Source organism: Pseudomonas indica NBRC 103045 (assembly GCF_002091635.1).
Lineage (GTDB): Bacteria > Pseudomonadota > Gammaproteobacteria > Pseudomonadales > Pseudomonadaceae > Pseudomonas_M > Pseudomonas_M indica.
In genome coordinates, this window is the sequence record NZ_BDAC01000006.1 from 114,359 (window position 1) to 139,830 (window position 25,472).

The following is a 25,472-nucleotide window of genomic DNA, read 5'->3' on the forward strand; positions in this document are numbered from 1 at the left end:
AGGAGTAGACGGATGATGTCCCAGAGCCCAGCCGCCGCGCCGGCAAACGACCTCTACCAGGCCTGGCAGTCGCTGCGCGCCGAACAGCCGCGCCTGCGTGCCCGCGATGCCGCCGAGCGCCTGGCGGTGAGCGAAGCCGAGCTGGTGGCCAGCCGGCTTGGCATCGATACGGTGCGTTTGCGGCCCGAGTGGTCGGTGCTGCTCCCGGCGCTGGGCGAGCTGGGCTACGTGATGGTGCTGACCCGCAACGAACAGTGCGTGCACGAGCGGAAGGGCTTCTATCGGGAGGTGTCGGTGTCGGCGAACGGCCAGATGGGGCTGGTGGTTTCCCCCGACATCGACCTGCGCCTGTTCCTCGGCGGATGGGCCAGCGTGTTCGCCGTCGAAGAAGACAGCGGCCGCGGCACGTTGCGCAGCATCCAGGTGTTCGACCGCCAGGGCGTGGCGGTGCACAAGGTCTATCTCACCGAGCGCAGCGAAGTCGCCGCTTGGGCGCCTTTGCTGGAGCGCTTTCGCGCCGAGGAACAGAGCGCTGCGTTGGATATCCTGCCTCAGCCGCCGCGCGAGCAGCCGCGTCCCGATGCCGAGGTGGATGTTGCCGCCCTGCGCGAGGGCTGGGCCGCGCTCAAGGACACCCACCATTTCTTCGCCCTGCTGAAAAAACATGGCGCCGTCCGGACCCAGGCCTTGCGCTTGGCCGGCCGCGAATGGGCCGAGCCGCTGGCGCCGGTCGAATTGCCGAAGCTGCTGGAAACGGCTGGCGAGCGCGAGGTGCCACTGATGGTCTTCGTCGGCAACCGCCACTGCATCCAGATTCACAGTGGCCCGGTGCGTAACCTGCGCTGGATGGATACCTGGTTCAACGTGCTCGACGACGAATTCAACCTGCACCTGAAGGCTCCTGCGGTGGCCGAACTCTGGCGGGTGCGCAAGCCCAGCACGGACGGTGTGATCACCAGTTGGGAGGCCTTCGACGCCGACGGCGAGCTGATCGTGCAGCTGTTCGGCGCGCGCAAGCCGGGCATCCCCGAGCGCGACGATTGGCGCGCCCTGGCTGAAAGCGCGCCGGCGCTGGAGGTTTGAGATGGCCGCCTGGCTCGCCCTGATGGGGCCGCTCGGCTGGCCGCTGGCGCTGTGCTCGCTGCTGGGCCTGGCGCTGATTCTCGAACGTCTGGCGGTGTTCCTGCGCCTGCAACCGATAGGCGCGGCGGCGGCGCGGGCGGCAGTCGGTGCCTGCCGCACCTGCGACCGCGAGCATTGCCAGGCGGCTGGCGGTGGTTGGCGCTATGGTCTCGCCCTGTTGCTCCGGCACAGCGGCCTGCCGGCCGGGCAGCGCGAAGAAGTGCTCGGCTGCTGGTTGCTGGAGGAACGCCGGCGGCTCAATCGCCAGCTCCGCCTGCTGCAACTGATCGGCGTGCTGGCACCGATGCTGGGGCTGCTCGGCACCGTGCTCGGTATGCTCGGCATGTTCGAGAACATCGCCGGGCAGGACCGCCCGGTGACCCCGGCGCTGCTCGCCGATGGTCTCTGGCAGGCGCTCTACACCACGGTCTGGGGCCTGCTGGTCGCGATCCCGGCGCTGGCGGCGGGGCAGGGCTTCGCGCTCTGGGCCGAGCGTTACCTGGAGGGCGTGCAGGCGCTGCTCAACCGCTGCCACCTGGCCCTCGACGGGCTGGAGCTGGACCTGCCGGGCAGCGCCCAGCCGCAGTGGAGCCTGACGTGATCCGCCTGCCCGACAGCCGCGCCGGGCAGTCTGGCCTGCTGCCGGACCTGACGCCGCTGCTGGACGTGATCTTCATCGTCCTGGTGTTCTTTCTGCTCACCGCACAGACGCCGCTGCTGCAATTGCCGCTGGAGTTGCCCGACAGCCGCGAGGCGTTGAAGCCGGCGAGCGTGACGCCCGGCGATCGCCTGCAAGTGGCGCTGGATGCCGAAGGGCGCTGGCGCCTCGCCGACGAGCCCATGACGGATTTCCCAGCCCTGCGCCAGGCATTGCTGGCATCCTTGGCCGCTACCGAAAAACCGGGACTGGACCTGGCGCTGGATCGCCACGCGCCGCTGTCCGCCTTTCTCGACCTGATGGCCCTGCTGCAGCAACAGGGTCTCGATGACACCCGTATCCTCATGGAGCCTTCCTCCGATGCGCCTTGATCTTCGCCTGGCCAGCTTCTGTGCCGCCCTGCTGTTCAGCCATGCCGCCCTGGCGGACGAGCCGCTGCCGCAGCGCTGGGTCAGTGCCGGCGGCTCGCTCAGCGAGTGGGTGGTGGCGCTCGGTGGCGAGGATCGGCTGATTGGCGTCGACACCACCAGCCAGCACCCGGCCTCGCTGCGCGCCTTGCCGAGCATCGGCTACCAGCGCCAACTGGCCGCCGAGGGCATCCTCAGCCTGCGCCCCGACCTGCTGCTCGGCAGTGAGGAAATGGGCCCGCCGCCAGTGTTGGAACAACTGCGCAGCGCCGGGGTGCGCATCGAGGTGCTGCCGTCGAAGCCCGATCTGGCGAGCCTGGAAAGAAGCCTGCGCCGCATGGGCGAACTGCTGGGAACGCCGGAAAGCGCCAGCCGGGTGTTTGCCGACTACCGGCAGCGGCTGGAGCGTCAGCGCCAGTGGATCGCCGATGCCCAGCGCAGCCAGAAAGCGCCGGGCGTCCTGCTGATGCTCGGGCACGCCGACAGCGCCCCGCTGGCGGCCGGCAAGGACACGGCGGCGGCTTGGCTGATCGAACAGGCCGGCGGGCGCAACCTGACCGACCACGACGGCTACAAGGCGCTGTCCGCCGAGACGTTGATGGTGCTGGACCCGGAGGTGGTGATCTACGCCGACCGCACCCAGAAGGGCGCCATCGACCCGCAGGCCCTGCTCAAACGCAATCCGGCCCTGGCCGCGACCCGTGCCGCCCGCGACGGCCGCCTGTTGGCACTGGACCCGACCCTGCTGGTCGGCGGCCTTGGCCCGCGCGTGCCCGACGGACTGGCGGTGCTGTCGGCAGCCTTTTATCCTTCGGCCCAAGCCCTGACCGCCGAAGCCGCCCGATGAACCCAGCCGTCCACGCCCGCCCACTGTTCATCGCACTGGGCCTGCTGCTCCTGCTCGCCCTCTGGCTGTCCCTGGCGTTGGGCCCGGTCAGCCTGCCGTTGCAGGAAACCCTGCAAGCGGCGCTGCGGCTGCTCGGCCTGCCGCTGTCTGGCGCCGGGCTGGAACAGGCCGAACTGATCCTCGGGCAAATCCGCCTGCCGCGCACCCTGCTCGGGCTGGCGGTCGGCGCGGTGCTGGCATTGTCCGGCGTGGCCATGCAGGGCCTGTTTCGCAATCCGCTGGCTGACCCCGGCCTGATCGGCGTTTCCAGCGGCGCAGCACTGGGCGCGGCGCTGGCAATCGTCTTCGGCGCCCGCCTCGGCGGTCTGCCGGAAGCCTTCGCGCCATACCTGCTGTCGGCCTGCGCCTTCGCCGGCGGTCTCGGGGTGACGACCCTGGTCTACCGCTTCGGCCGCCGCAACGGGCAGACCAGCGTGGCGACCATGCTGCTCGCCGGCATCGCCTTGACCGCCCTGTCCGGCGCGGCCATCGGCCTGTTCACCTATCTGGCCGACGACACCACCCTGCGCACCCTGACCTTCTGGAACCTGGGCAGCCTCAACGGCGCCAGCTACGCGCGGCTGTGGCCGCTGCTGATCGTCACCATCGCCGTCGCCCTGTGGTTGCCGCGCCGGGCCAAGGCCCTGAACGCGTTGCTGTTGGGCGAGTCGGAGGCGCGTCACCTGGGCTTCGCGGTGGAACGCTTGAAGCGCGAACTGGTGTTCTGCACCGCCCTCGGCGTCGGTGCGGCGGTTGCCGCGGCGGGGATGATCGGCTTCATCGGGCTGGTGGTGCCGCATCTGGTGCGTCTGCTCGCCGGACCGGACCATCGCGTGCTGCTGCCGGCCTCGGCGTTGGCCGGTGCCAGCCTGCTGCTGCTCGCTGACTTGGTGGCGCGACTGGTCATGGCGCCGGCGGAGTTGCCCATCGGTATCATCACTGCACTGATCGGCGCGCCCTTCTTCCTTTATCTGCTGATGCGGGGACGCTCCTGATGCTGCGCGCGGAAAACCTGGCCGTGCAGCGCGGGCCCTGCACGGTGCTGGCGGATATCCATCTGGAGCTGCGCCCCGGCGAAGTCCTCGGCGTGCTCGGCCCTAACGGGGCGGGCAAGAGCACATTGCTGGCGGCGCTCAGCGGCGAATTGCCGGCGGCGCACGGCCGGGTGCTGCTGGACGAGCGTCCGCTGTCCGCCTGGCACGGCCCGGAGCGGGCCAGGCGGCTGGCGGTGCTCCCGCAGACGTCATCACTGGGCTTCGCCTTCCGTGTCGAGGAAGTAGTGAGCATGGGCCGGCTGCCCCATGCGACTGGCCGTACGCGCGATGCCGAGATCGTCGGCGAGGCCCTGGCTGCGGCGGATGCGGCGCACCTGGCCGGGCGCAACTACCTGGAGCTGTCCGGTGGCGAGCGTCAGCGCGTGCATCTGGCGCGGGTGCTGGCGCAGCTCTGGCCGGGTGGGGAAGGGCAGGTGCTGCTGCTCGACGAGCCCACCTCCATGCTCGACCCATTGCACCAGCACACCACCCTGCAGGCCACCCGTGCCTTCGCCGAACAGGGCGCGGCGGTGCTGGTGATCTTGCATGACCTGAACCTGGCGGCGCGTTACTGTGACCGCCTGCTGCTGCTCGAACACGGCCGCCCCCACGCCTTCGGCACGCCGGACGAAGTACTGCGCGCCGAACCGCTGCGGGCGGTGTTCGGCCTGGAGGTGCTGGTGCAGCGGCATCCCGAGCGCGGGCATCCGTTGATCGTGGCCCGTTGAGGAGAAGGACATTCGACATGCGCGCACTGCTGATCTTGACCCTTGCTCTCTTGAGCGCCTGTCAGACTCGGCCGATGCTGGTGCCGCTGCCGGCCTGGCAGAGTCCGGAAGGCCGTGAGCACCTCGATGCCGGACGCATCCGCGACCTGCGCAATGGGCAAGACCTGACACCCGAGCAACTGGTGGAGCGCCTGGCTGGCGCGCCGCGTGTGCTGGTCGGCGAACGGCACGACAACCCGGATCATCATGCCCTCCAGCTCTGGTTGCTGCGCGCCTTGGAGAGTCGCCGAGCGCAGGGCAGCCTGCTGCTGGAAATGCTCGAACCGGCGCAGAAACCAAAGCTGGATGCGGCACGACAGGCCATCGCCGCCGGCGAGCTACCGACCGACCTGCCCGTTGCCCTGGGCTGGCAACGTGGCTGGGACTGGTCGCTGTACGGTGCCATCGTCCGCCATGCCTTGGCGCAGCCGTTCCCGTTGCTGCCGGCCAACCTGGATCGCGGCGAGATCATGGATGTCTATCGCGAGCGCCCGGTTTTGAGCGGCACGGCTTCTACCGCCGAGTCCGTGCGCGAGGCGCTGCTGGCGCAGATTCGCGCTTCCCATTGCGGCAAGCTGCCGGAGGATCAGTTGCCGGCCATGCTCGCCGTGCAGCAGCAGCGCGACCGGCGTATGGCCGACGTGCTGCGGACGGCCCCCCGGCCGGCCATGCTCCTGGCCGGCGCCTACCATGTCCGCCGCGACCTCGGCGTACCGCTGCACCTGGCCGACCTGGGAAGCGGCGAGGCCGCCGTGCTGATTCTGGCCGAAGTCGGCAGCGAGGTCGGGGCGCAAGAGGCGGATTTCGTCTGGTACACCCCGGCCATGCCCGAAGAGGATTTCTGCGCCCGTTTTGGCCAGCGTGAGTGATGTGGGCGGTTCAGGATGGGTATGGCTTATCCGGTGGGAGCGAATTCATTCGCGATTGGCGGAACCTCGCGACCACCCGATCGCGAATGAATTCGCTCCCACAGAAATGGCGGTGTAGGGACGAATTTATTCGCCCAACCCCGCCATCGCCGGGCGAATGAATCCGCCCCTACAAGCGGTAGTCCACCTCCGCCCGCTTTCGTAGGAGCCAGCTCTGCTGGCGATGCTTTCGGTGGTCCCACTCGCGAGTAGAGCCCGCTTCTGCACGGCAAAGCCTTGGCGCAGACTGATTTCTGCCCGTCATTTCTCGCTTCCCTTCCAGCGCAGCGCGAATAATCGGCCACACTATGTCACCACGGAGGTAAGACATGGCCAATCGCACGATACGGGCGCAGCGGCTGGTGGCCCTGTTCGCGCTGGGCTGCCTGCTGTTCGGTTTTCCCTTGCTGTCGCTGTTCAACGGCGGCGGCACGCTGTTCGGCATTCCCTTGCTGTTCGCCTATCTGTTCGGCGCCTGGGCGCTGTTGATCGTGCTGATGCTGCTGGTCGTCGAGCGGTCGGGCTGAGGGGCGGCGGATGCTGTTCGGTGGTGTGATCCTGCTGGCGTCCTTCGCCTATCTCGGCATTCTCTTCGCCATCGCCTACTGGGGCGACAAGCGCGCCGACGCCGGCCGTTCGATCATCGCCAATCCCTACATCTACGCCCTGTCCATGGCGGTCTACGCCACCTCCTGGACCTTCTACGGCAGCGTCGGGCGGGCGGCGGCCAGCGGGGTCGGTTTCCTGCCGATCTACCTCGGCCCGACCCTGATGGCGGCGCTGTTCTGGCTGGTGCTGCGCAAGATGATCCGCATCAGCAAGGCCAACCGGATCACCTCCATCGCTGACTTCATCGCCGCCCGCTACGGCAAGAGCGGCCTGCTCGGCGGGCTGGTGACGCTGATCGCGGTGATCGGCGTGATTCCCTACATCGCCCTGCAATTGAAGGCAGTTTCCACGAGCTTCCTGATCCTGCTGCAGTACCCCGAGGTGGCGATGCCGGCCAAGGGGCAGCGGGTCGGTCTGTTGCAGGACACCGCGCTCTACGTGGCCTTGCTGCTGGCGGCCTTCACCCTGCTGTTCGGCACCCGCCACCTGGACGCCACCGAGCGCCACGAAGGCATGGTGGCTGCCATCGCCTTCGAATCGCTGGTCAAGCTGGTGGCCTTCCTGGCGGTGGGCGTGTTCGTCACCTTCGGCCTCTACCACGGCTTCGCCGATCTGTTCGAGCACGCCATGCGATTGCCCGACGTGGACCGCCTGCTGACCCTGGGCAACGCCGCCGGCACCTACGGCTCCTGGGCCTGGCTGATCGCCCTGTCGATGCTGTCGATCCTGTTCCTGCCCCGGCAGTTCCAGGTCAGCGTGGTGGAGAACGTCAACGAGAGCCACCTGGCCAAGGCGGTCTGGCTGTTTCCGCTGTACCTGTTGGCGATCAACATCTTCGTGCTGCCGATCACCTTTGCCGGGCTGATGCAGTTCCCGCCCGGCACCCTGGACGCGGACACTTTCGTCCTAACCCTGCCCATGGCCCACCGTCAGGAGGCGCTGACCCTGCTGGTGTTCATCGGTGGGCTGTCGGCGGCCACCGGGATGGTCATCGTCGAGACCATCGCCCTGTCCACCATGATCTGCAACGACCTGGTGATGCCGCTGCTGCTGCGCTGGAAGGTGCTGGCGCTGGGCTCGCGCAGCGACCTGTCCGGCTTGCTGCTGGGCATTCGCCGTGGGGCGATCCTGCTGCTGATGCTGCTGGGCTACGTCTACTACCGCGCCGCGGGGGAGGCCTACGCGCTGGTCTCCATCGGCCTGGTGTCGTTCGCCGCGGTGGCACAGTTCGCCCCGGCCATGCTCGGCGGCATGTACTGGAAGCAGGGCACCCGCAATGGCGCGCTCTGCGGGCTGTCGCTGGGGTTCCTGCTCTGGGCCTACACCCTGTTGCTGCCGTCGTTCGCCAAGTCCGGCTGGCTGCCCCTGGCGTTCATCGAGGAGGGGCCGTTCGGGATCGCCTGGCTCAAGCCGTTGGCACTGTTCGGCCTGGAGGAGATGGACGACATCAGCCATGCGCTGTTCTGGAGCCTGCTCGGCAACGTCGGCACCTATGTCGGCGTGTCCCTGTTCGACCGCCAGGGCATCCGCGAGCACGCCCAGGCGGTGCTGTTCGTCGATGCGTTCAAGATCAGCGGGCGCGGCGCCAGCCCCTGGCGGGGAAGTGCGTCGCTGGAGGAAGTGATGACCCTGATCGGCCGCTTCCTCGGCCCCGTGCGTACCGAGGACGCCTTCGCCCAGTACGCCGCCGGGTGTGGTTTGCGTTCGTGGCAGGCGCTGGAGCCGGACGCCGAACTGGTGCATTTCGCCGAAACCCTGCTGGCCGGCGCCATCGGCGCGTCATCGGCGCGGGTCATGCTGGCCTCGGTGGTGAAGGAGGAGCCGCTGGGCATGGACGAGGTGCTGAATATCCTCGACGAGGCCTCGCAGCTCCTGGCCTACAGCCGCCAGTTGGAACAGAAGTCCGCCGAGCTGGAGGCCGCCACCGCCGAGCTGCGCGCGGCCAACGAGCGGTTGCAGGAGCTGGACCGGATGAAGGACGACTTCATCTCCACCGTCACCCACGAGCTGCGCACGCCACTGACGTCGATCCGTGCCTTCTCGGAAATCCTCAACGACAACCCCGAGCTGGATGCCCGGCAGCGGGCGCGCTTCGTCGCCATCATCGTCAAGGAGAGCGAGCGGCTGACGCGGATGATCAACCAGGTCCTCGACCTGGCCAAGCTGGAGTCCGGCCGCGCCGAGTGGCATGCCAGCGAACTGGACCTGCGGACGGTGATCGAGGATGCAGTGGCCACCACCAGCCAGCTTCTGGAAGAGCGCGGCGCGAGCCTGACCCTGCAACTGCCGGACGAGGTGCCCCGGGTGCGTGCGGACCGCGACCGCCTGCTGCAGGTGCTGCTGAACCTGATTTCCAACGCGGCCAAGTTCTGCGACCGCGACGCCGGGCGCATCGTCATCGCCTTGCGGGTGCTGCCGGATGCGCTACAGGTGGATGTAAGCGACAACGGTTGCGGCATCGACCCGGCCGATCAGGAAACCATCTTCGAGAAGTTTCGCCAGGTGGGCGACACCTTGACGGAGAAACCCCAGGGAACCGGGCTGGGGCTGCCGATCAGCCGGCAGATCATTCGCCATTTCGGCGGTAAGCTCTGGGTGAACAGCGCGCGCGGGCAGGGGGCGACCTTCTCCTTCAGCCTGCCGCTCGCCGGCGTGGCGGAGGAGGACGTATGAGCAAGCGGGTCCTGATTGCCGATGACGAGCCGAACATCGTCATTTCCCTGGAGTTCCTCCTGCAGCAGGAGGGCTACCAAGTGGAAGTGGCTCACGACGGCCAGGAAGCCCTGGACGCCATCGAGCGGCAGCCGCCCGATCTGGTGCTGCTGGATATCATGCTGCCGCGCCTGAGCGGCTTCGACGTTTGCCAGCGGATTCGCGCCAACCCGGACTGGAGCAAGGTCCGGGTGGTCATGCTGACCGCCAAGGGGCGCGAGGTGGAGGTGAGCAAGGGATTGGCCCTGGGGGCCGACGACTACATCACTAAGCCGTTCGCCACCAAGGAACTGCTGGCGCGGGTCCGCGACCAGCTGGCCGGATAAGCGCCGATGCAGCCGAAAGTCCGCTTCGTCCTCCATTTCGCCTGGCTCGGCGTGCTCTCCGTGGCGTTGCTCGGTTTCGCCGGGCTGGTGCTGTGGATCGACCTGTCGCCGGCGGAACGGCATACCCTGCGCAGCATCCTGGCCGAGCGCGCGGCCCTGCTGGTGGTCCTGGCCGGGTTGCTCGGCGCAGTGCTGGCGGGGCTGCTGCGCCAATGGCTGGTCGCCTATCCGCAGAATGCCCAGCGGATCACCGAGGAGATCGGCATCATCCACCGGGTCAACGCCGAGCACCGGCTGAAACCCTCCGGCCCGGTGGAAATGCGCAAGCTCGGCGAGGCCCTGAACGAATTCGCCGAAGTCTACGACCAGCAGCAACGCGAGGTGGAGGCGCGCATCGAGGAGACCAACGGCCGCCTCGAACAGGAAAAGAACCGCCTGGCTACGCTCATGTCCGAACTGGCGCAGAGCGTGCTGGTGTGCAACAACGAGGGCCGCATCCTGCTCTACAACCCACGCGCCACGCAGTTGCTGGCCGGCGATGCGAGTGCGCCGGGCGGCATGCCGGTGGGGCTGGGCCGGTCGATCTTCGCGGTGCTGGACAAGAGCCTGATCACCCATGCGCTGGAGCAAATCCGCCACCGCCTCGACCAGCAGGCGGCCAAGCCGGTGGCGCATTTCGTCGCCGCCCGCGCCGGCCACCTGCTGCGCGCGCAAATGGCGCCGGTGCTGGACCAGCAGGGCGAGTCGATCGGTTTCGTGCTGATCCTCGAAGACATCACCCGCACGGTGGAAATCAACAGCCGCCGCGACCTGCTCTTGCAACAGCTCACCGAGGGCAGCCGTTCCGCCCTGGCCAATATCCGGGCGGCGGTGGAAACCCTGGAGCAGTACCCGGACATGGACAGCGAACGGCGCGAACGCTTCACCGAAGTGATCCGCGACGAGGCCGAGCGCCTGACCCAGCGCTTGGAGCAGAGCCTGAGCCGCCATGCCGACCTGCTCGGCAGTCCCTGGCCGCTGGAAGACATGCTGGCCAGCGACCTGGCCGCCGCCCTGCAACGCAACTTCGCCGCCGCCCTTGGCCTGCGCATGCGCTGCGAAGTCGGCGAACAGCCGCTGTGGTTGAGCGTGGACAGCTACTCCCTGGTGCAGGTGCTGACCCAGGTGATGGGTGCCCTGGCTTCCGCCTGCCGCACTCGCGAGATCGGTCTGGAACTGAGTACAGAAGGACGCTGCGTGCGCCTGTCGTTGTCCTGGGGCGGCCAGCCGCTGGACCCGAACCTGCTGCACGAATGGGAAGAGTTGCCGCTGAACCTGGGGGGCGAGGGCGAGAATGGCGCGACCCTCAAGAGCGTGGTCGCGCGCCATGGCGGCGAGGTCTGGTGCCAGCTCGACCGGGCGGCGGGCGTCAATCGCTTGTGCCTGCAATTGCCGCGCATCCAACCGGAGGCGCTCCCGGAGCCGCTGGAGCCTTCCCAGGGGCGGCCGGTCTACTACGACTTCGACCTGTTCAACCAGCCGGGGCAGACCGCCGAGTTGGACGAGCGCCCGCTCAGCGAGCTGTCCTACACCGTATTCGACACCGAGACTACCGGCCTCTCGCCCTCGGATGGCGACGAGATCATCTCCATCGGTGCGGTGCGGGTGGTCAACGGCCGACTGTTGCGGCAGGAATGCTTCGACCGCTTGATCAAGCCGTCGCGCCCCATCAGCAAGGCCTCGCAGGAAGTCCACGGCCTCACGCCGCAGATGCTCGCCGACCAACCACCCATCGAACAGGTGCTACCGCAGTTCCATCGCTTCGCCGAAGACACTGTGTTGGTCGCCCACAACGCGGCCTTCGACATGCGCTTTCTGCAACTCAAGGAAGCGCAAACCGGCGTGACCTTCATCCAGCCGGTGCTCGACACGCTGCTGCTCTCGGCCCTGGCCCACCCTGGCCACCTCGACGACGAGCACCGCCTCGAACGCATCGCCACCCGCCTGGGCGTCGAGGTCATCGGCCGCCATACCGCCCTGGGCGATGCCATCGTCACCGCCGAAGTGCTGCTCAAACTCATCCCCCTCCTGGCCGAACGCGGCATCCACAACCTGCGCCAGGCCAGGGAGGCGTCGCGCAAGACGCTGTATGCGCGGGTGAAGTACTGAGCGGAGCCGCTGTCCCGGATTGCGCTGACGCTTATCCGGGGCTACGGATGTAGGGGCGAATTTATTCGCCGGGCGGGGCGCCGTGGGCGAATGGGGCCCTGCCTGCCGTCAATCCTCGCGCATAGGGATCAACAATCGCTCGGTCGTCGCGGCGATCCGTTCGGCCAGTTCGCTACTCGCCACCGAGCGCGCGAGCGTCACGGCGCCTGCCAGGGTTGCCAGCGCCGCCAGTGCTGCCTCGACATCGCGAGGGGCGCCATCTGAGACCGGCCCGCCAGCGATCACGGTGGCCACTGCCCGCAACTGCGCTTCGAATGCAATCCGCGATGCTTCGTCGGAGCGTGCCACTTCCGGCGCCAGGCTTTGCAGGGCGCAACTTTCGGCCAGGTCGCAACGGCGCTTCTCCCCCAGATAGAAGCGCACGAACGCAGGCCACCAATTGCTGCCTTCCGTCTCCTGGAGCTGCTGCACGGCGCTTTTCAGGTCCGCCATTCCTTGATCGACGGTCTCCAGGAACGCGGCGGCCTTGGAGTCGAAGTGACTGTAAAACGCACCGGACGTAACGCCGGCTTCCTTGGCCAGGCCATCCACCCCGGCGCCGCCGAAACCACCCTTGCGAAAACCACGACCCGCCGCTTCAAGGATGCGCTGGCGCGTCTGCTGCTTTTTTTCGGATCGAGACATGGGAACCCGTGTTTCATCTGAATCGACGAGGCGATGATACTTGAATAAATAACGATCGTTATATATTTTTAAATAACGGTCGTTATTTCAACGGCCGCGCCGGTCGCCCCCGCGACGGCACACATGAACAGGAGCAAGGACATGCCACTTACCCTCACCCTTACCGAAGGTGTGCTGCCCAAGGGCAGCGAATCGGTCGCGCTCTCACGTCTGTCGGAGGCCATGCTCAGATGGCACGGCCTCAGCGGTAACCCGGTCATGACGCCCAACGTGATCGGGGCCATTCATGTGTTACCCGAAGGAAGCACCTTCGCGGGTTCGCAGCCGGTGTCGGTGGCGGTCGTCGAATGGAAGGTGCCGTCCTTTGCCTTCGCCAGCCGCGACATCCAGCAGGGCTACATCGCGGAGGCGACCGACATCATTCGGGAAATGTCCGGCGGCAGGCAGCCCAGGGAGCGTATCTGGGTCAATGTCACCCATGCGGTCGATGGCGCATGGGGAATCGCCGGCGAAGCCCTGACCAACGTCCAGCTCGGTGAGGCGATCGCCGGAGCCGCAGTCTGACGACACCGGGGTTCAGGCTCGTGGGTTCGCCCCGGTTAAGGGGTGAACTCACGGGCTGGTCCGGCTGCTTGAGGCGAGCCTGCCAATTGGCTGCCTGGAGCGTGACCGTTCGGCTGGGAATCGCCCAAACGGTTGTCCGACGCGGTTCGTCCTGCCAGGATGGGACGGTTGCCTGCGTCTCTACGAGGGCTTCCCGATGATGGCGTCGCCGCGAAGGCGACGCTGCTGCCGCGTCTCGATGTCGTCATCGCGACGTACTGCAAAAGGCCTCCGCCGCTGCGCTCGGGCGCACGGCACCGAGGCGTTCACTGTCTGGCGTCACCCCTTTGGAAGGCGCCTGGCACAAGGGTTCCGCTCACGGCGAATCTGAGCGAACCACTGAGGCACAATGACAGTCAGACCCTACATGAACGATTTCGAACTGGTCACACGGCTGGACATTTCCCGCTGTGCTTTTTTCTTCGATGTAGACGGAACGCTGGCTGAGATACAGCCCCGTCCGGAACTCGTATTCATTCCCGAATCCACCCTCGACGCCCTCCAGCGCCTGCAAGACCGGGGCGGGGTGGTCGCGGTGATTTCCGGGCGCAAGCTCGACGACCTCGACCGTCTGCTGGACCCGCTGCGCCTGCCCGCCGCCGGTGTCCACGGTGCCGAACGGCGCGATGCCGAGGGGCGAGAAACTCGCCTGGTGGAGGACCCCGCCACCCTGGCGCGGATCGGCGCCGAGCTGGAAGAGGCCTGCGCGCCGTACCCCGAGCTGCGCGTGGAAAACAAGGGCGTGGCCTTCGCCCTGCATTACCGCGAAGCACCCGAGCGCGAATCCATCGCCCGCTACCTGGCCGAGTCCTTCGCCGAGCGCTATGCCGACCTGCTCGGCCTGCAGCCGGGCAAATGCGTGTTCGAACTGAAGCCCAAGGGCGCGAGCAAGGGCGAGGTCATCAACAGTTTCATGCGGGAGGCACCCTTCGCCGGGCGCCTGCCGTTGTTCATCGGCGACGACCTGACCGACGAAGCCGGCTTCGCGGCGGTCAACGCCTTACAGGGCCTATCCCTCAAGGTCGGCAGCGGACCGACCACGGCCAGGCAGCGCCTGGCCTCCGTGTCGGCGGTGGCCGACTGGCTCCGGACGCTGCTGGCCAGCACAGGAGGGATGAGCCCCATCCAGGAAGAGCAGAGGGGAGGAATCTCATGAGCCGTTTAGTGGTGGTCTCCAACCGTGTAGCGCCGATCGAAGAAGGCAAGGCGGCGGCGGGGGGACTGGCCGTCGGCGTGCAGGATGCCCTGCGCAAATCCGGCGGCATCTGGTTCGGCTGGAATGGCGAAGTCGACGCCGACCCACAGACCCGCAGCGAAACCAAAGACAACATCACCTACGTCACCTTCGGCCTCACCAAACGCGATTACGACCAATATTATCGAGGGTTTTCCAACGCCACCCTGTGGCCGGTGTTCCACTACCGGATCGACCTGGCCCGCTACAGCCGCGAGGAATACGAGGGCTACCGAAGGGTCAACAACGCGTTGGCCGAGCGCCTCAAGCCGCTGCTCAAGCCCGACGACATCATCTGGGTCCACGACTACCACCTGATCCCCTTCGCCGAAGCCTGCCGCATGTACGGCATCCGTAACCGGATCGGCTTCTTCCTGCACATCCCGTTCCCCGCGCCGGAAATCCTCACGGCCATCCCGCCGCACAACGAACTGCTGAAGACCCTGTGCTTCTACGACCTCATCGGCTTCCAGACCGAGACCGACCGGCTGGCCTTCGAGGACTACATTACCCGCGAGGTGCGTGGCCTGGTCAGGGCCGATGGCAGCCTGACCGCCTACGGACTGAACTTCCGCACCGGCGTCTACCCCATCGGCGTGGTGCCCGACGAGATCCGTCGCCAGGCCGAGTCCTACAAGGGCCGGCGCAATGTCATCAGCCGTACCGCCGACGGCGAGCTGCGCAAGACCATCATCGCCGTCGATCGCCTGGATTATTCCAAGGGGCTGGTGGAGCGCTTCCGCGCCTACGAAAACCTGCTCGACCGCTTCCCCGAGCACCGGCGCAACGTGCAGTTCATCCAGATCGCCCCCACCTCGCGCTCGGACGTGCGCACCTACCAGCACATCCGCAAGCAACTGGAGACCGAGGCCGGGCACATCAACGGACGCCTCTCCGAACTGGACTGGACGCCCCTGCGCTACCTCAACAAAAGCCATGACCGGCGCATACTCATGGGCCTGTTCCGCGCCGCCGACATCGGCTTCGTCACCCCGCTGCGCGATGGCATGAACCTGGTCGCCAAGGAATACGTGGCCGCGCAGGACCCGGAAGACCCCGGCGTGCTGGTGCTCTCGCGCTTCGCCGGCTCGGCCCGCGAACTGACCTCGGCACTGATCGTCAACCCATACGACACCGCCGGGATGGCCGAAGCCCTCGACCGGGCGCTGCGCATGCCGCTGCAGGAGCGCAAGGAACGCTACGAGAACATGATGCGGGCGATCCGCTCGGCCGACCTGGCGGCCTGGCGCGATGGTTTCCTGCGCGACCTGCGGGCCTCCGCCTCACGGCCGACGCTGATCAGCACCAAGCGAGCCAAGGCCTCCTCGGCGTGACCCGGCCTTCCGGAGCCTTGTCAAAGGGCCGACCGGTTCGTAAGGTGCGGTTCCGGCAGAGGAGGGAACATGAGCGATCTACAGCAGCTGTTCGAGAACAATGCCCGCTGGGCAGAGTCCATCAAGCAGGAAGACCCGGAGTTCTTCGAGAAACTCGCCCGGCAGCAAGTGCCCGAATACCTGTGGATCGGCTGCTCCGATGCGCGGGTGCCGGCCAACGAGATCGTCGGCATGCTGCCCGGCGACCTGTTCGTCCACCGCAACGTCGCCAACGTCGTGCTGCACACCGACCTCAACTGCCTGTCGGTGATCCAGTACGCGGTGGACGTGCTCAAGGTGAAGCACATCCTGGTCACCGGCCACTATGGTTGCGGCGGCGTGCGCGCCTCCATGCAGGACGCCCAATACGGCCTGATCGACGGTTGGCTGCGCACCATCCGCGACCTCTACTACGAGCATCGCGAGCACATCAACCAGCTCCCCACCGAGGAGGAGCGGGTCGACCGCCTCTGCGAACTCAATGTCATCCAGCAGGTGGCCAACGTCAGCCATACCACCATCGTCCAGAACGCCTGGCATCGCGGCCAACCGCTCTCGGTGCACGGCTGCATCTACGGCATCAAGGATGGTCTCTGGAAGAACCTCAACGTCACCGTCAGCGGGCTCGACCAGATTCCGCCGCAGTACCGCCTGCGTCCGCTCGGGCAGCCCTGACCGGTGCCGTCGCGCCAGCTCCTGGCCTTCGCCGGGCTGCTCGTTTCCTGCCTCTGCTGGGCGGGCAATGCGCTGGTGGCGCGGGCGTTCTACAGTGCTATCCCACCGCTGAGCCTGTCGTTCTGGCGCTGGAGCCTGGCCCTGGCGATCCTCCTGCCCTTCGTCGCCGTGCCGCTCTGGCGGGAGCGGCACAAGGTGATCCGTGGCGGCTGGCGGCTGGTGCTGCTCGCCGCCCTCGGCATCAGCGGCTACAACTCGCTGCTCTATACCGCCGCCCACAGCACCGTGGCGATCAACATTACCCTTGTCAACACCTGCCTGCCGCTGGCCACCTACCTGGGCGCCGGCGTGCTGCTCAACGAGTGGCCGCCGCGGCGGGCCTGGTTCGGCATGGCCGTGGCCGCAATCGGCCTGATCACGCTGATCAGCCGTGGCAGCCTGGCCAACCTGCTGGCGCTGTCGTTCAACCCCGGCGACCTGATCATGCTGGTCGCCGTATTGGTCTGGGCGCTCTATACCTTGCTGCTGCGCCGCTGGAGTCCGCGCTTCGAGCTGCCGCCACTGGCCCTGCTCGGTGCCTTGGTGCTGCTTGGCGTGCCGATCATCCTACCGTTCTACCTCGTCGAGCTGAGCCAGGTCGGCGGCTTCGACCCGAGCCCGGCCAACCTCGCCGCCATCGGCTACACCGCCGTGTTCGCCTCGCTGCTCGCCTACCTCACCTGGAACCACGGGGTTAAAGTGGTGGGAGCGGCCAAGGCGGCGTTGACCAGCTACCTGATGCCGGTGTTCGCCGCGTTGCTGGCCTACCTGCTGCTCGGCGAGACCCTGGAGGTTTTCCACTGGCTCGGTGGCGCACTGATCTTCGGCGGGCTGCTGCTGGCAACCCGCCCCGGGAGGTGAGGCATGCACAGACTCTGCGCGATTCCAGGCGATGGCATCGGCCGCGAAGTGGTCCCCGCCGCGTTGGACGTCCTGAAAAAGCTCCTGCCGAACGTGAAGGTGGAAGAGGCCGAGGCCGGTTGGGAGTGCTTCGAGCGTCATGGCGAGGCCGTCCCCGAGAGCACCCTGGCGCGCATGCGCGACTGCGGCGCCGGCCTGTTCGGAGCCGTCTCCTCGCCGAGCGGCAAGGTGCCGGGTTACCGCAGCGCGATCCTCACCCTGCGCCAGGCGCTCGATCTGCACGTCAGCCTGCGTCCGGTGCGCAGTTGGCCGGTCACCTCACCGAAGGCCGGCATCGACCTGATGATCCTGCGCGAGAACAGCGAGGGCCTCTACAGCGGCCGCGAGCACTGGGAGGCAGAAGGCGTCGCCGTCGCCGAGCGGGTGATCAGCAAGGCCGCCTGCCAGCGTCTCGCCCAGCGCACCGCCGAAGTCGCCAAGGCACGCCAGGCGCGCCGCATCACCCTGGTCCACAAGGCCAACATCCTGCCGCTCACCTGCGGGCTGTTCCGCGACACCTGCCGCGACCTGCTGATGGGCGAGGGCTGGGGCGACGTTCTCGACGAGCGCCTGGTCGATGTCGCCGCCCTGCAACTGGTGGAGCGCCCCGAAGCCTTCGACCTCATCGTCACCACCAACCTGTTCGGCGACATCCTCTCCGACCTCGCCTGCCACTGGAGCGGCGGCCTCGGCATGGCCCCTTCGCTGAACTGGGGCGACGGCATCGCCCTCGCCGAACCCGTCCATGGCAGCGCCCCCGACATCGTCGGCAGCGGCCGCGCCAACCCGCTCGCGGCGATCCTCAGCGTCGCCTTGCTGCTGCGCTACCACTGGCGCGAAGAGACCCTGGCCACCCGCCTCGAAGCCGCCGTCCAGCGCTACCTCGAAACCACCGGCCACCTCGACTTCGGCGTCGACACCACCCGCACCATCACCCAAGGCGTGATCGACGCGCTTTGAGGGTTTTCCCCGCCATCGGCCCGGCATGAGCCGCCCTCGCTTTGGGGATGAGGAATGAGGGCGAGGTGAGGTGGGGAGGGGTGAGAGGTGAGAGGTGAGGGCGCGGCCAACCCGCCCCGTTCGGCCCAGCACGTCCAACCCCCTCGCCCCTCTGGGGAGAGGGCTGGGGTGAGGGGGCGCAGCCAAGCCCTACACCAAACCCAATCATCCGCCATCCAAGGGCCTGGAGAGCAACGAACCGCCACGCTATTCTCCGCCAACCCACCCGAGGCCAAGGACGCCCATGCCCCACAACATCCTCTTCGTCTGCGGCAAGAATCGCCTGCGCAGCCCCACCGCCGAACACCTCTTCGCCGACCGTCCCGGCCTCGCAACCGCCTCCGCCGGTATCAACCACGACGCCGATAACCCCGTCACCCCGGAGCTTCTCGCCTGGGCCGACACCGTCTTCGTCATGGAACGCAGCCACCGCACCAAACTCTCCTCCAAGTTCAAGGCGCACCTGGGCAACAAGCGAGTGATCTGCCTGGGAATTCCGGACGACTACGCATTCATGGACCCGGTGCTGGTGCGGGTGCTGGAGGAGAAGGTGGGCAGGTTCCTGTAGAGAGCGGAGCCACCACCGATACTGCGGATAGCGTTTCGCCATTGTGCTGATGCGAACGTCCTCGTGTACAAGACGGTTAGCCACCGATTCGAGCTTCCGGTCCGAACCAGTCACCTCGAATTGGCTCGTTCACTCAGCTTGTCGAATGGCGCAAGGCGAGGTTAGCTGTGTGTTTGAAACCACGTTCATCAAGGTAGATAGGGGGCCCCATGCTGATCACCACCACCCCGAGCATCGAAGGCAAGCGCATCACCCGCTACTGCGGCGTGGTGGCTGGCGAGGCGATTCTCGGCGCCAACCTGTTCAAGGACCTCTTCGCCGGCATCCGCGACCTCGTCGGCGGTCGCTCCGCCACCTATGAAAAAGAACTCCAGCGCGCCCGCGAAATCGCCCTGCAGGAACTCCAACAGCGCGCCCAGGAACTGGGCGCGAACGCGGTGATCGGTATCGACCTGGACTACGAAGTGCTGGGGCAGAGCAACGGCATGATGATGGTGTCGGCGAGCGGGACGGCGGTGGTGGTGGAGTGAGGGAGGAAGCGGTGGATAGGTGGAGAAGCGGTCTGGATGGGTTTGTTAAAACCGAAGACGTTTCGCACGTAGAGATCGCCTCGGTGAATTTCGATCAATGGACGCTGACCGTTGCCTTACGCGCATACGCCAAGGCTGATCAGAGTGTGTTGGGCATGATTCATGTCGTCTTCGATCAGGTGGAAGGCTTTCGCCTATTGGACGAAGGCGCCATGCTTCGCTTTCCCTGGAAGCGACTATCCGATGACGGTGCCTTCGTGCACCGCATCCCGGAGGGTGGTTGGCTCGATCTCGAGCGTGACGCGGGCAATATCCTGCCCGCTGCAGGTGCGGCGGAGTATCTGATCGTGACCCAGAACGAATGCATGTCGGTCATCGCCTACGCGGAGCCGGCATACGAGTGGGTCAAGAGTGGAGCGGCGAATACTTGGACGGCTGTGTAGGGGCCGAGTATGACGACGTTGGTTCTTCTTCCCGGCATGGATGGCACAGGGCTGCTTTTTCAGCCTCTCATTGACGCACTACGGAGTGATGTCCGCGTCATGGTCATCCACTATCCCACCGACGAGCCCCTGGACTACCAGGCAATTCGATTTCATGTGGAAGCGGCTCTCCCGGAGGGGCCGCTGGTGCTGTTGGGCGAGTCATTTTCCGGTCCTATTGCAACTGCCATCGCGGCGGGCTTTGCAGATCGGGTTAGAGGTCTCGTCCTGTGCTGCACCTTCGTGCGTAATCCTCGACCGCTACTGGGCAGGCTCAAGGCGCTGCTACCGCTGTTTCCGATTCGCAGCATTCCCGGGGCTCTCATTGCAGCCCTTCTCCTTGGCCGCTTCGCCACGCCTGCGTCACGTAGCTTGTTGGAGCGCGCATTGTCTCGGGTATCCCCCTCTGTGCTGAGGGCGCGATTGCGAGCGGTATCTTCTGTCGATGAGTCTGCGTCGCTGTCGGCAGTGAAAGCGCCGGTGCTCTACCTGCGCGCTACTGAGGACTGCTTGGTTCCAGAGGCCAGCGCACGATTGATCGAGCAACGTTGTTCGTCTGTGTCTGTCGTGCCGATTTCAGGACCGCATTGCCTGCTGCAGGCCCGCCCGGTGGAAGCAGCGGCTGTGATCAAGGAATTTCTTCAGGAGATTGGGCAGACTACGGAGTCATCAACGAGATGAGGCTACTGCCTGTCATATCCGTTATAGTTGCACTTAGTGCAGCGCCTGAGGGCAACTTTGATGTCAATACCGTCCTTGCAAGCTAAAAGAGCTTATGTCGCCAGGATGCGTCAGTCGAACTATGCCGCCAGCCTTCGCCTGGAGGGCTTCGACGTGACACCCGCCGACGCAGTACGCAAGCTGCCTTCCCGTGAGTCTGTCTTGCGTGCTTATCACGGCAAGCAGGGCTGATGATCGATAAGTACGGCGTCGGACAAGACCCTTACTGCTATCCCGAGACGTCTGTGCTGCGTAATCGCTTGGGGCTGATGAGTGAAGATGCGCTCAATCAGGCCGAGCGTGCATTGTCAGAAGTTGCAGCCAGCGAGATCGAGTTTGACCTTCCTCCCTACGATCTTGCTTATCTCCAGAGAATCCACCGCAAGCTGTTTGGCGATGTCTATGAATGGGCAGGCGAAATTCGCTCTGTAGATATTTCCAAGGGTGGAACGCATTTCTGTACTGTCGCTCGCCTTGAGGCCGAGGCTACCAAGATTTTCAGTCGCATGTCCGAAGCGAATTGGTTCGAGAGTGTGGGCCGTTCCGAGTTGGTGGTTTCTGTTGCTGGTGTGTATGGAGACCTCAACATGATCCACCCGTTCAGGGATGGTAATGGCAGAGCGTTGCGTACCCTGTTTGAGCACATCATCGTAAACGCTGGTTATGGGATCAGTTGGTGGTCGGTGGAGCCGGGAGAATGGCTGCAGGCCAATATCGATGCTGTCGTATGCGATTACGAAGGCTTGGTTTGTATTTTTGATCGCTGTATAGGTTTGCCGATTGGCTGAACCAAAAAGAAAAGGGGTTAGCTTTCGCTAACCCCTTTTCGGATATGGTGGCTACGCAGGGACTTGAACCCCGGACCCCAGCATTATGAATGCCGTGCTCTAACCAGCTGAGCTACGTAGCCATTCGAGGCGCGCATTATTCTCGGACGTGACCCGCCTGTCAACCCTCCAGGGGCGGCATTTTTTGGCGTTCCATCAAGCGGTTACGGGGCGGCGGTCGGCAACGAAACCACTGGTACCAGTGCACTTGAGGAAAGGTGCATCGTTGTCGGCTTTGAACGCTGCTCCAGCGTCTTAGTAGTCACGACGCGGCACTGGCCATCCGCGCCACCAGCGATTCAGCAGCACCCGCAGGGAGCGTTCGCCGGGCTGCGGCGGTGGGGCGAAACGCGGCATGTCCCGCAGGGCAATCCACAGATCGCCCTGCCATTGCAGCAGACTGATGCGCTGGTGATCCCAGGCCATCAGCGTGCGCCTGGGTTCCTGTGCTCGGCCTTCCCAGGCATCGCGCAGGGCGGGCAGGGCTTCATGAGTCAGCCAGCGGCGCAGACCGCGATTCTCGGGATGACTGAAACGACAGAGCGCTCGGTAAAGCCCGGACTCGCTCAATAGCTGAACAGGCTCCGAGTCGCCCCGGTGAGTACAGAACGTCACCGTGCATACCTGATCGTCGTCCATCAGCCGACAAATCCGCTCCGGGTGCCGATGCCCCATCAACAGGCCGAACTCCTTGGCACACACCCAAGGCTGCCGGTCGATCATCACGCCGCGCAGCGGGCGGTTATGCCGCATCAGCAGCAGAGGGAAATAGCTTTCTTCCATATAGCTCTCCATTGATTCAGGCAGGCATGCCCATATCGAGTAAAGGGGGGCAGGTTGGTGGAGGTGGTGACGGCTAGTCGGCAAGGTGTCTTTCGATCCAGCCACGCACTTCGATGATTTGCGCCATGCCCAGGGGCTGAGCTAGCACGTACTTCGTACACAACGGTGCGTTGCGGAAATCCGTTAGGCGTTGGGTCGTTCCATGTGAATGTTCCCTATAATCGAAGAAGCGCCCAAATGGTTGTGGAATATCTCAACCAGTTGAGTGGAATAATACCACCATGCTTTGTTGGTGGAATATTTCAACATTTCTTTTTTAAGATTTTTATGGAATCAACCCACGATAGAGTCAGGCGCTTTTTGTCTAAGATCGGGCACCGAGAAGTCAGTGAAGCCACTGGAATCAAGGAGGAACGCTGCAAGACGATCAGATACGACAAAAGAGCGAATCTGAGGACAAGCGAACTGGACTTGATGGCAGAACGCTATCCTGAATACTCTCTATGGCTCAGAACAGGTCGTATTGATCCTGCCAACGGCGAGATCAGCCCTGATGATGAAGAGACCAACCGAACCTTGGCTAACCCCGCGGGATAGCCTCATCCGGAAAGTAGCTAGGCGCTGGTACATCCGAAGGAATGGAGAAGAACAATGAAAAGGATGCTGTTGGCACTGGCCCTAGCCGCAAGCCCCACCCTCGCAGAAGAATCCAAGCCCATTGCCACCCAAATCGGTGAGGCAATGCGACCGGCAGCCGAAGCTTATGGCAAGACCATGAACCGGCTGGTCAATGAATACATGGCTGGGGCCAGCAAAGGCCCGCTTGGCGATGCAGCCAGAGCCAACCTCAAAGCCCAAGACAAACGAGAACGCGAAGCCAATCGCGGGGTTCGTCGCACCATGAAGGAATGCATCAAGCCTGGGAACGTCATTGATGATGACGTGAAAGAGTGCACGGAAGGATTGCGTCAAAAAGAATGGTGACCGTGAAATCATCAGTTGCAGAAGGAATGCACGATGTTAAAGCGTATAAGCAAGATTCAAAATGTAGGGAAGTTCAGGGGTTGTAAGGCTGGGAATATAGAGTTTAACAAGATAAGTATAATTTACGGCTTGAATACCTATGGTAAATCAACGCTGACAGATATATTTAAAAGTTTAAGGAATGGTGATGATGTCTTGATAAAAAAGAGGCTATCCATTCCGGAAGATAAGCTCCCGCAAGAGGTTGTTCTAAGTTTTCAAAAGGACGGCAAAGAAGTTGCGGTGTCTTATAATCAGCGTGGCTGGTCGGCCAATATCGAAGATGGTCAGCGAATCAATATATATGATGAGGATTTTTACCATCAAAATCTTTTCTCTTCACGAGAGTTTACGCGCTCCACTAAAGAACAATTTAGCGCATTTATTTTAGGTAAGCAGGGCGTAGACAAAGCGAACTTGATTGCAGGTAAGAATAAAGTAAAAGGCGATCTGGTAAGAACGAGAACGCGGTTGACGAAAGATGCATTTGCAGACATTGCTGATGTAAAGAACTTTCTGGCTTTGCCCGTTGATAAGACAAAGGAAGAGCTAGAGTCTGAGCGTGATCGGCTCCGAGAGGAGTGGGCTAACAAAAGCCGGCAGCAAAAAGCTCTGCAAGAGATACTTGGGCGGGCAGTTTTTAAGCCTGTAGAGCAGGGCAGTAAATTTGAAACCTCAGCTAAAGATATAAATGAAGTATTAAGAAGCACGTTTCAAACGGAGAATGTTGAAGCTCAAGCAGAGCTTGAAAAGCATATTGAACGGTGCTTCAAGACAAAAGATAAGGCCGAGGCATGGATTAGGCAGGGGGTTGAGCAAAACAATGGGGTGGAATGTCAGTTCTGTGGGCAGGAATTAAGCGATAAGGCGCTTAGTCTGCTGGAGCAATATAAGAAAAGTTTCGATACGTCGTTTCAAGATTTTCGCGATCAAGCTATAAAAAGGCTTTTGGATCAAGATCAGATGACTGTTAAGGCTATGCCTCAGCAAAGAGAAATTGACACGATAGCTGAGAACTCTAAATTAGAGCTTATATATAAAGACATATCAGATATAGACTTAGGCGATTGCTATGAACGGCTTGAGGCGTTGGCGGCTGATATTCGAGAGCTTAAAGAGCTTGTCGAAGGGGAGTTTAGGCCGTTTAAAGAGTCTCTAGATTCAGCTATAAAAGAAAAGTCCGAAGCTCCTCAGCAGGCCGTGAGAGAAATTGAATACGATACTTTGTTGTCGCTGTTAAATAACTATAATTCGGCGAAGGTAGAGTATAACGCCTTAGGTGCTGAGATTAATGAGTGTTACGCTGCGTTTAAAGAAAAGCTAAGACTTACGGATTATGCAACAGAGCTAGGTGAGTTAAAAAGTCTGGGAGAAATGCAAAACCTCAAAATCAAAAGATTTGAACGGGATGGGCAATGCAAAGAGCTTTCAGCTTTAGAGGCGGAAGTTGAAAGTCTCGAAAAGGAAATTCCTAGGCTGCTGGAAGAGTTGCAAAAAGAGCAAAGTGACTATTTAGATAAGTTTTTTGCAGCCCTTAACGAAAATTTCCAAAAATTTGGAAGTAGAGACTTTGGTCTAAGCAAGGCTATTAATCGAGCTGGTCATGTTCCGATATATCATCTGAAAGTCAGTTTTAGAGGTAAGGTGATATCCGAAACGAATATTGATCGTATATTTAGTGAGTCAGATCGTAGGGCGCTAGCTTTAGCGGTATTTTGGACGTCGCTAAGTAATCAAAGTGACGAGGAGCTTGCAAGGTCAGTGGTGGTATTGGATGACCCAGTTACATCATTCGATATGAACAGACGGCACACGGTTAATAGAGAAATCATTAATATTTCAGAGCGGGCATGTCAGGTCATTTTGTTAACCCACTACGAGCCGGCCGTTGTTGATATTTTGAATAAATACAAAAAAAGTAAGCCGATAATGTTTTGTCAGATTGTCAGAGATGGGGATAACTCTACTATTGAGGTTGGTGATGCTGAAGCCTTCTGTAGAAATGATCATGAAAACAAAAGAGTGGAGATACTGTCATTCATATCTGGGCAGTCAAGACTCGCGGATGCAAGTTGTTTAAGGGTTTTTTTGGAGTATGAAATAGATTCTCGCTTTGCAAAGCAAATAATTGCAAATGGTATTTCTAATATGCAATTGGGCGAGAAGATAGATAAGCTGCATGAGCTTCAAGTTATTTCAGATGCTACAAAAAATAAGTCGCACGCATGGCGAGAGGACTTAAATCCGGATCATCATAGATGGTCAGATTCAAACGACGAAGAAAGGCGCCAACTAGCAAACGACTTCTTTGAATTTATCTATAACGAGCTCAGCGTGGCGTAGTTGCCGGAAATTTGGTGACTACATCCAGTCCTTTCTATGAGAAGAACTGGTCTAGCCAGCATAGGGGAGGGACAGAAGCCCCAATTTATGGGGCTCTCTGGCTCAGTCGGGC

At 63.1% G+C, this 25,472-nt stretch carries 28 protein-coding genes and 1 tRNA gene; 26 read left to right on the top strand and 3 right to left on the bottom strand.

The window, feature by feature from the left end:
- Positions 1-15: 15 nt before the first annotated feature.
- From PIN01S_RS09540 to PIN01S_RS09590, 11 genes are all read left to right on the top strand, one after another.
- A complete protein-coding gene (locus PIN01S_RS09540) occupies positions 16-1,083 on the top strand; it encodes a hemin-degrading factor (RefSeq protein WP_090257202.1) in 1,068 nt (355 codons plus the stop codon).
- A gap of 1 nt (position 1,084) precedes the next feature.
- Positions 1,085-1,723 carry a MotA/TolQ/ExbB proton channel family protein gene (locus tag PIN01S_RS09545; protein ID WP_084335422.1) on the top strand — a complete coding sequence of 213 codons (639 nt, stop codon included), beginning with the start codon at positions 1,085-1,087 and terminating at the stop codon, positions 1,721-1,723.
- A complete protein-coding gene (locus tag PIN01S_RS09550) occupies positions 1,720-2,151 on the top strand; it encodes an ExbD/TolR family protein (protein WP_090257189.1) in 432 nt (143 codons plus the stop codon). Before PIN01S_RS09545 ends, PIN01S_RS09550 begins: the two co-directional genes overlap by 4 nt.
- A complete protein-coding gene (locus tag PIN01S_RS09555; protein ID WP_084335423.1) occupies positions 2,141-3,034 on the top strand; it encodes a heme/hemin ABC transporter substrate-binding protein in 894 nt (297 codons plus the stop codon). The genes PIN01S_RS09550 and PIN01S_RS09555 overlap by 11 nt, the downstream gene beginning before the upstream one ends.
- 50 nt (positions 3,035-3,084) lie before the next feature.
- Positions 3,085-4,068, top strand: a complete 984-nt coding sequence (locus PIN01S_RS09560) for a FecCD family ABC transporter permease (RefSeq protein WP_169715815.1) — start codon at positions 3,085-3,087, stop codon at positions 4,066-4,068.
- Positions 4,068-4,835 carry a heme ABC transporter ATP-binding protein gene (locus PIN01S_RS09565; RefSeq protein WP_084335425.1) on the top strand — a complete coding sequence of 256 codons (768 nt, stop codon included), beginning with the start codon at positions 4,068-4,070 and terminating at the stop codon, positions 4,833-4,835. The genes PIN01S_RS09560 and PIN01S_RS09565 overlap by 1 nt, the downstream gene beginning before the upstream one ends.
- A 17-nt stretch (positions 4,836-4,852) precedes the next feature.
- Complete coding sequence (locus PIN01S_RS09570) at positions 4,853-5,743, top strand: ChaN family lipoprotein (RefSeq protein WP_084335426.1); 891 nt, start codon at positions 4,853-4,855, stop codon at positions 5,741-5,743.
- A 368-nt stretch (positions 5,744-6,111) separates the two neighbouring features.
- Complete coding sequence (locus PIN01S_RS09575; RefSeq protein WP_084335427.1) at positions 6,112-6,309, top strand: hypothetical protein; 198 nt, start codon at positions 6,112-6,114, stop codon at positions 6,307-6,309.
- 10 nt (positions 6,310-6,319) lie between these two features.
- Complete coding sequence (locus tag PIN01S_RS09580; RefSeq protein WP_084335428.1) at positions 6,320-9,064, top strand: sensor histidine kinase; 2,745 nt, start codon at positions 6,320-6,322, stop codon at positions 9,062-9,064.
- On the top strand, positions 9,061-9,429 hold the full coding sequence (locus tag PIN01S_RS09585; RefSeq protein ID WP_084335429.1) for a response regulator transcription factor: 369 nt from the start codon (positions 9,061-9,063) through the stop codon (positions 9,427-9,429). Before PIN01S_RS09580 ends, PIN01S_RS09585 begins: the two co-directional genes overlap by 4 nt.
- Positions 9,430-9,435: 6 nt before the next feature.
- A complete protein-coding gene (locus PIN01S_RS09590) occupies positions 9,436-11,577 on the top strand; it encodes a 3'-5' exonuclease (RefSeq protein WP_084335430.1) in 2,142 nt (713 codons plus the stop codon).
- Between the two features lie 108 nt (positions 11,578-11,685).
- Here PIN01S_RS09590 and PIN01S_RS09595 read toward each other — a convergent pair whose 3' ends face one another.
- Entirely contained in the window at positions 11,686-12,261 is a 576-nt protein-coding gene (locus tag PIN01S_RS09595; protein WP_084335431.1) for a TetR/AcrR family transcriptional regulator, read from the bottom strand.
- Positions 12,262-12,402: 141 nt separating this feature from the next.
- Here PIN01S_RS09595 and PIN01S_RS09600 point away from each other — a divergent pair, with 141 nt between their 5' ends.
- The 12 genes from PIN01S_RS09600 to PIN01S_RS09650 all read left to right on the top strand — a co-directional run bounded on the left by PIN01S_RS09600 (position 12,403) and on the right by PIN01S_RS09650 (position 21,172).
- Complete coding sequence (locus tag PIN01S_RS09600; RefSeq protein WP_084335432.1) at positions 12,403-12,825, top strand: 4-oxalocrotonate tautomerase; 423 nt, start codon at positions 12,403-12,405, stop codon at positions 12,823-12,825.
- Between the two features lie 406 nt (positions 12,826-13,231).
- Positions 13,232-14,020 carry a trehalose-phosphatase gene (otsB, locus tag PIN01S_RS09605; protein ID WP_084335433.1) on the top strand — a complete coding sequence of 263 codons (789 nt, stop codon included), beginning with the start codon at positions 13,232-13,234 and terminating at the stop codon, positions 14,018-14,020.
- Positions 14,017-15,432: an alpha,alpha-trehalose-phosphate synthase (UDP-forming) gene (otsA, locus tag PIN01S_RS09610; RefSeq protein WP_084335434.1), complete on the top strand. Its 1,416-nt coding sequence runs from the start codon at positions 14,017-14,019 to the stop codon at positions 15,430-15,432. The genes otsB and otsA overlap by 4 nt, the downstream gene beginning before the upstream one ends.
- Before the next feature lie 69 nt (positions 15,433-15,501).
- Positions 15,502-16,146 carry a carbonate dehydratase gene (can, locus tag PIN01S_RS09615; RefSeq protein ID WP_084335435.1) on the top strand — a complete coding sequence of 215 codons (645 nt, stop codon included), beginning with the start codon at positions 15,502-15,504 and terminating at the stop codon, positions 16,144-16,146.
- Between the two features lie 3 nt (positions 16,147-16,149).
- Entirely contained in the window at positions 16,150-17,046 is an 897-nt protein-coding gene (locus tag PIN01S_RS09620; RefSeq protein WP_084335436.1) for a DMT family transporter, read from the top strand.
- Between the two features lie 3 nt (positions 17,047-17,049).
- On the top strand, positions 17,050-18,045 hold the full coding sequence (locus PIN01S_RS09625) for an isocitrate/isopropylmalate dehydrogenase family protein (RefSeq protein WP_084335437.1): 996 nt from the start codon (positions 17,050-17,052) through the stop codon (positions 18,043-18,045).
- A gap of 283 nt (positions 18,046-18,328) precedes the next feature.
- Entirely contained in the window at positions 18,329-18,652 is a 324-nt protein-coding gene (locus PIN01S_RS09630; RefSeq protein WP_084335438.1) for a low molecular weight protein tyrosine phosphatase family protein, read from the top strand.
- A 209-nt stretch (positions 18,653-18,861) separates the two neighbouring features.
- Positions 18,862-19,182 (top strand): heavy metal-binding domain-containing protein, encoded by a 321-nt coding sequence (locus PIN01S_RS09635; protein WP_084335439.1) that lies wholly within the window; start codon positions 18,862-18,864, stop codon positions 19,180-19,182.
- 11 nt (positions 19,183-19,193) lie between these two features.
- Positions 19,194-19,625, top strand: a complete 432-nt coding sequence (locus tag PIN01S_RS27120; RefSeq protein ID WP_084335440.1) for a hypothetical protein — start codon at positions 19,194-19,196, stop codon at positions 19,623-19,625.
- Positions 19,626-19,634: 9 nt separating this feature from the next.
- The gene (locus tag PIN01S_RS09645) at positions 19,635-20,345 is read left to right on the top strand and encodes an alpha/beta fold hydrolase (RefSeq protein WP_084335441.1); all 711 of its coding nucleotides are present in this window, start codon (positions 19,635-19,637) and stop codon (positions 20,343-20,345) included.
- A gap of 60 nt (positions 20,346-20,405) precedes the next feature.
- On the top strand, positions 20,406-20,576 hold the full coding sequence (locus PIN01S_RS26290) for a YhfG family protein (protein WP_090257192.1): 171 nt from the start codon (positions 20,406-20,408) through the stop codon (positions 20,574-20,576).
- Complete coding sequence (locus tag PIN01S_RS09650; RefSeq protein ID WP_084335442.1) at positions 20,576-21,172, top strand: Fic/DOC family protein; 597 nt, start codon at positions 20,576-20,578, stop codon at positions 21,170-21,172. Before PIN01S_RS26290 ends, PIN01S_RS09650 begins: the two co-directional genes overlap by 1 nt.
- Before the next feature lie 45 nt (positions 21,173-21,217).
- Here the strand turns inward: PIN01S_RS09650 and PIN01S_RS09655 are convergent.
- Together PIN01S_RS09655 and PIN01S_RS09660 are read right to left on the bottom strand one after the other, a co-directional pair.
- Positions 21,218-21,294 (bottom strand) — tRNA-Met (locus tag PIN01S_RS09655).
- A gap of 172 nt (positions 21,295-21,466) precedes the next feature.
- The gene (locus PIN01S_RS09660) at positions 21,467-21,994 is read right to left on the bottom strand and encodes a BRO-N domain-containing protein (RefSeq protein ID WP_169715812.1); all 528 of its coding nucleotides are present in this window, start codon (positions 21,992-21,994) and stop codon (positions 21,467-21,469) included.
- Positions 21,995-22,231: 237 nt separating this feature from the next.
- On the opposite strand from PIN01S_RS09660, the gene PIN01S_RS26295 reads away from it, so the two are divergent.
- Genes PIN01S_RS26295 through PIN01S_RS09670 form a run of 3 tightly spaced genes read left to right on the top strand, consistent with a single transcriptional unit; the run spans position 22,232 to position 25,360 of the window.
- Complete coding sequence (locus PIN01S_RS26295) at positions 22,232-22,591, top strand: hypothetical protein (protein WP_139198557.1); 360 nt, start codon at positions 22,232-22,234, stop codon at positions 22,589-22,591.
- 54 nt (positions 22,592-22,645) lie between these two features.
- Positions 22,646-22,978, top strand: coding sequence for a hypothetical protein (locus tag PIN01S_RS09665; protein ID WP_084335444.1), 333 nt, complete (start codon positions 22,646-22,648; stop codon positions 22,976-22,978).
- 33 nt (positions 22,979-23,011) lie between these two features.
- Positions 23,012-25,360, top strand: a complete 2,349-nt coding sequence (locus tag PIN01S_RS09670; RefSeq protein ID WP_084335445.1) for an AAA family ATPase — start codon at positions 23,012-23,014, stop codon at positions 25,358-25,360.
- Positions 25,361-25,472 lie beyond the last annotated feature (112 nt).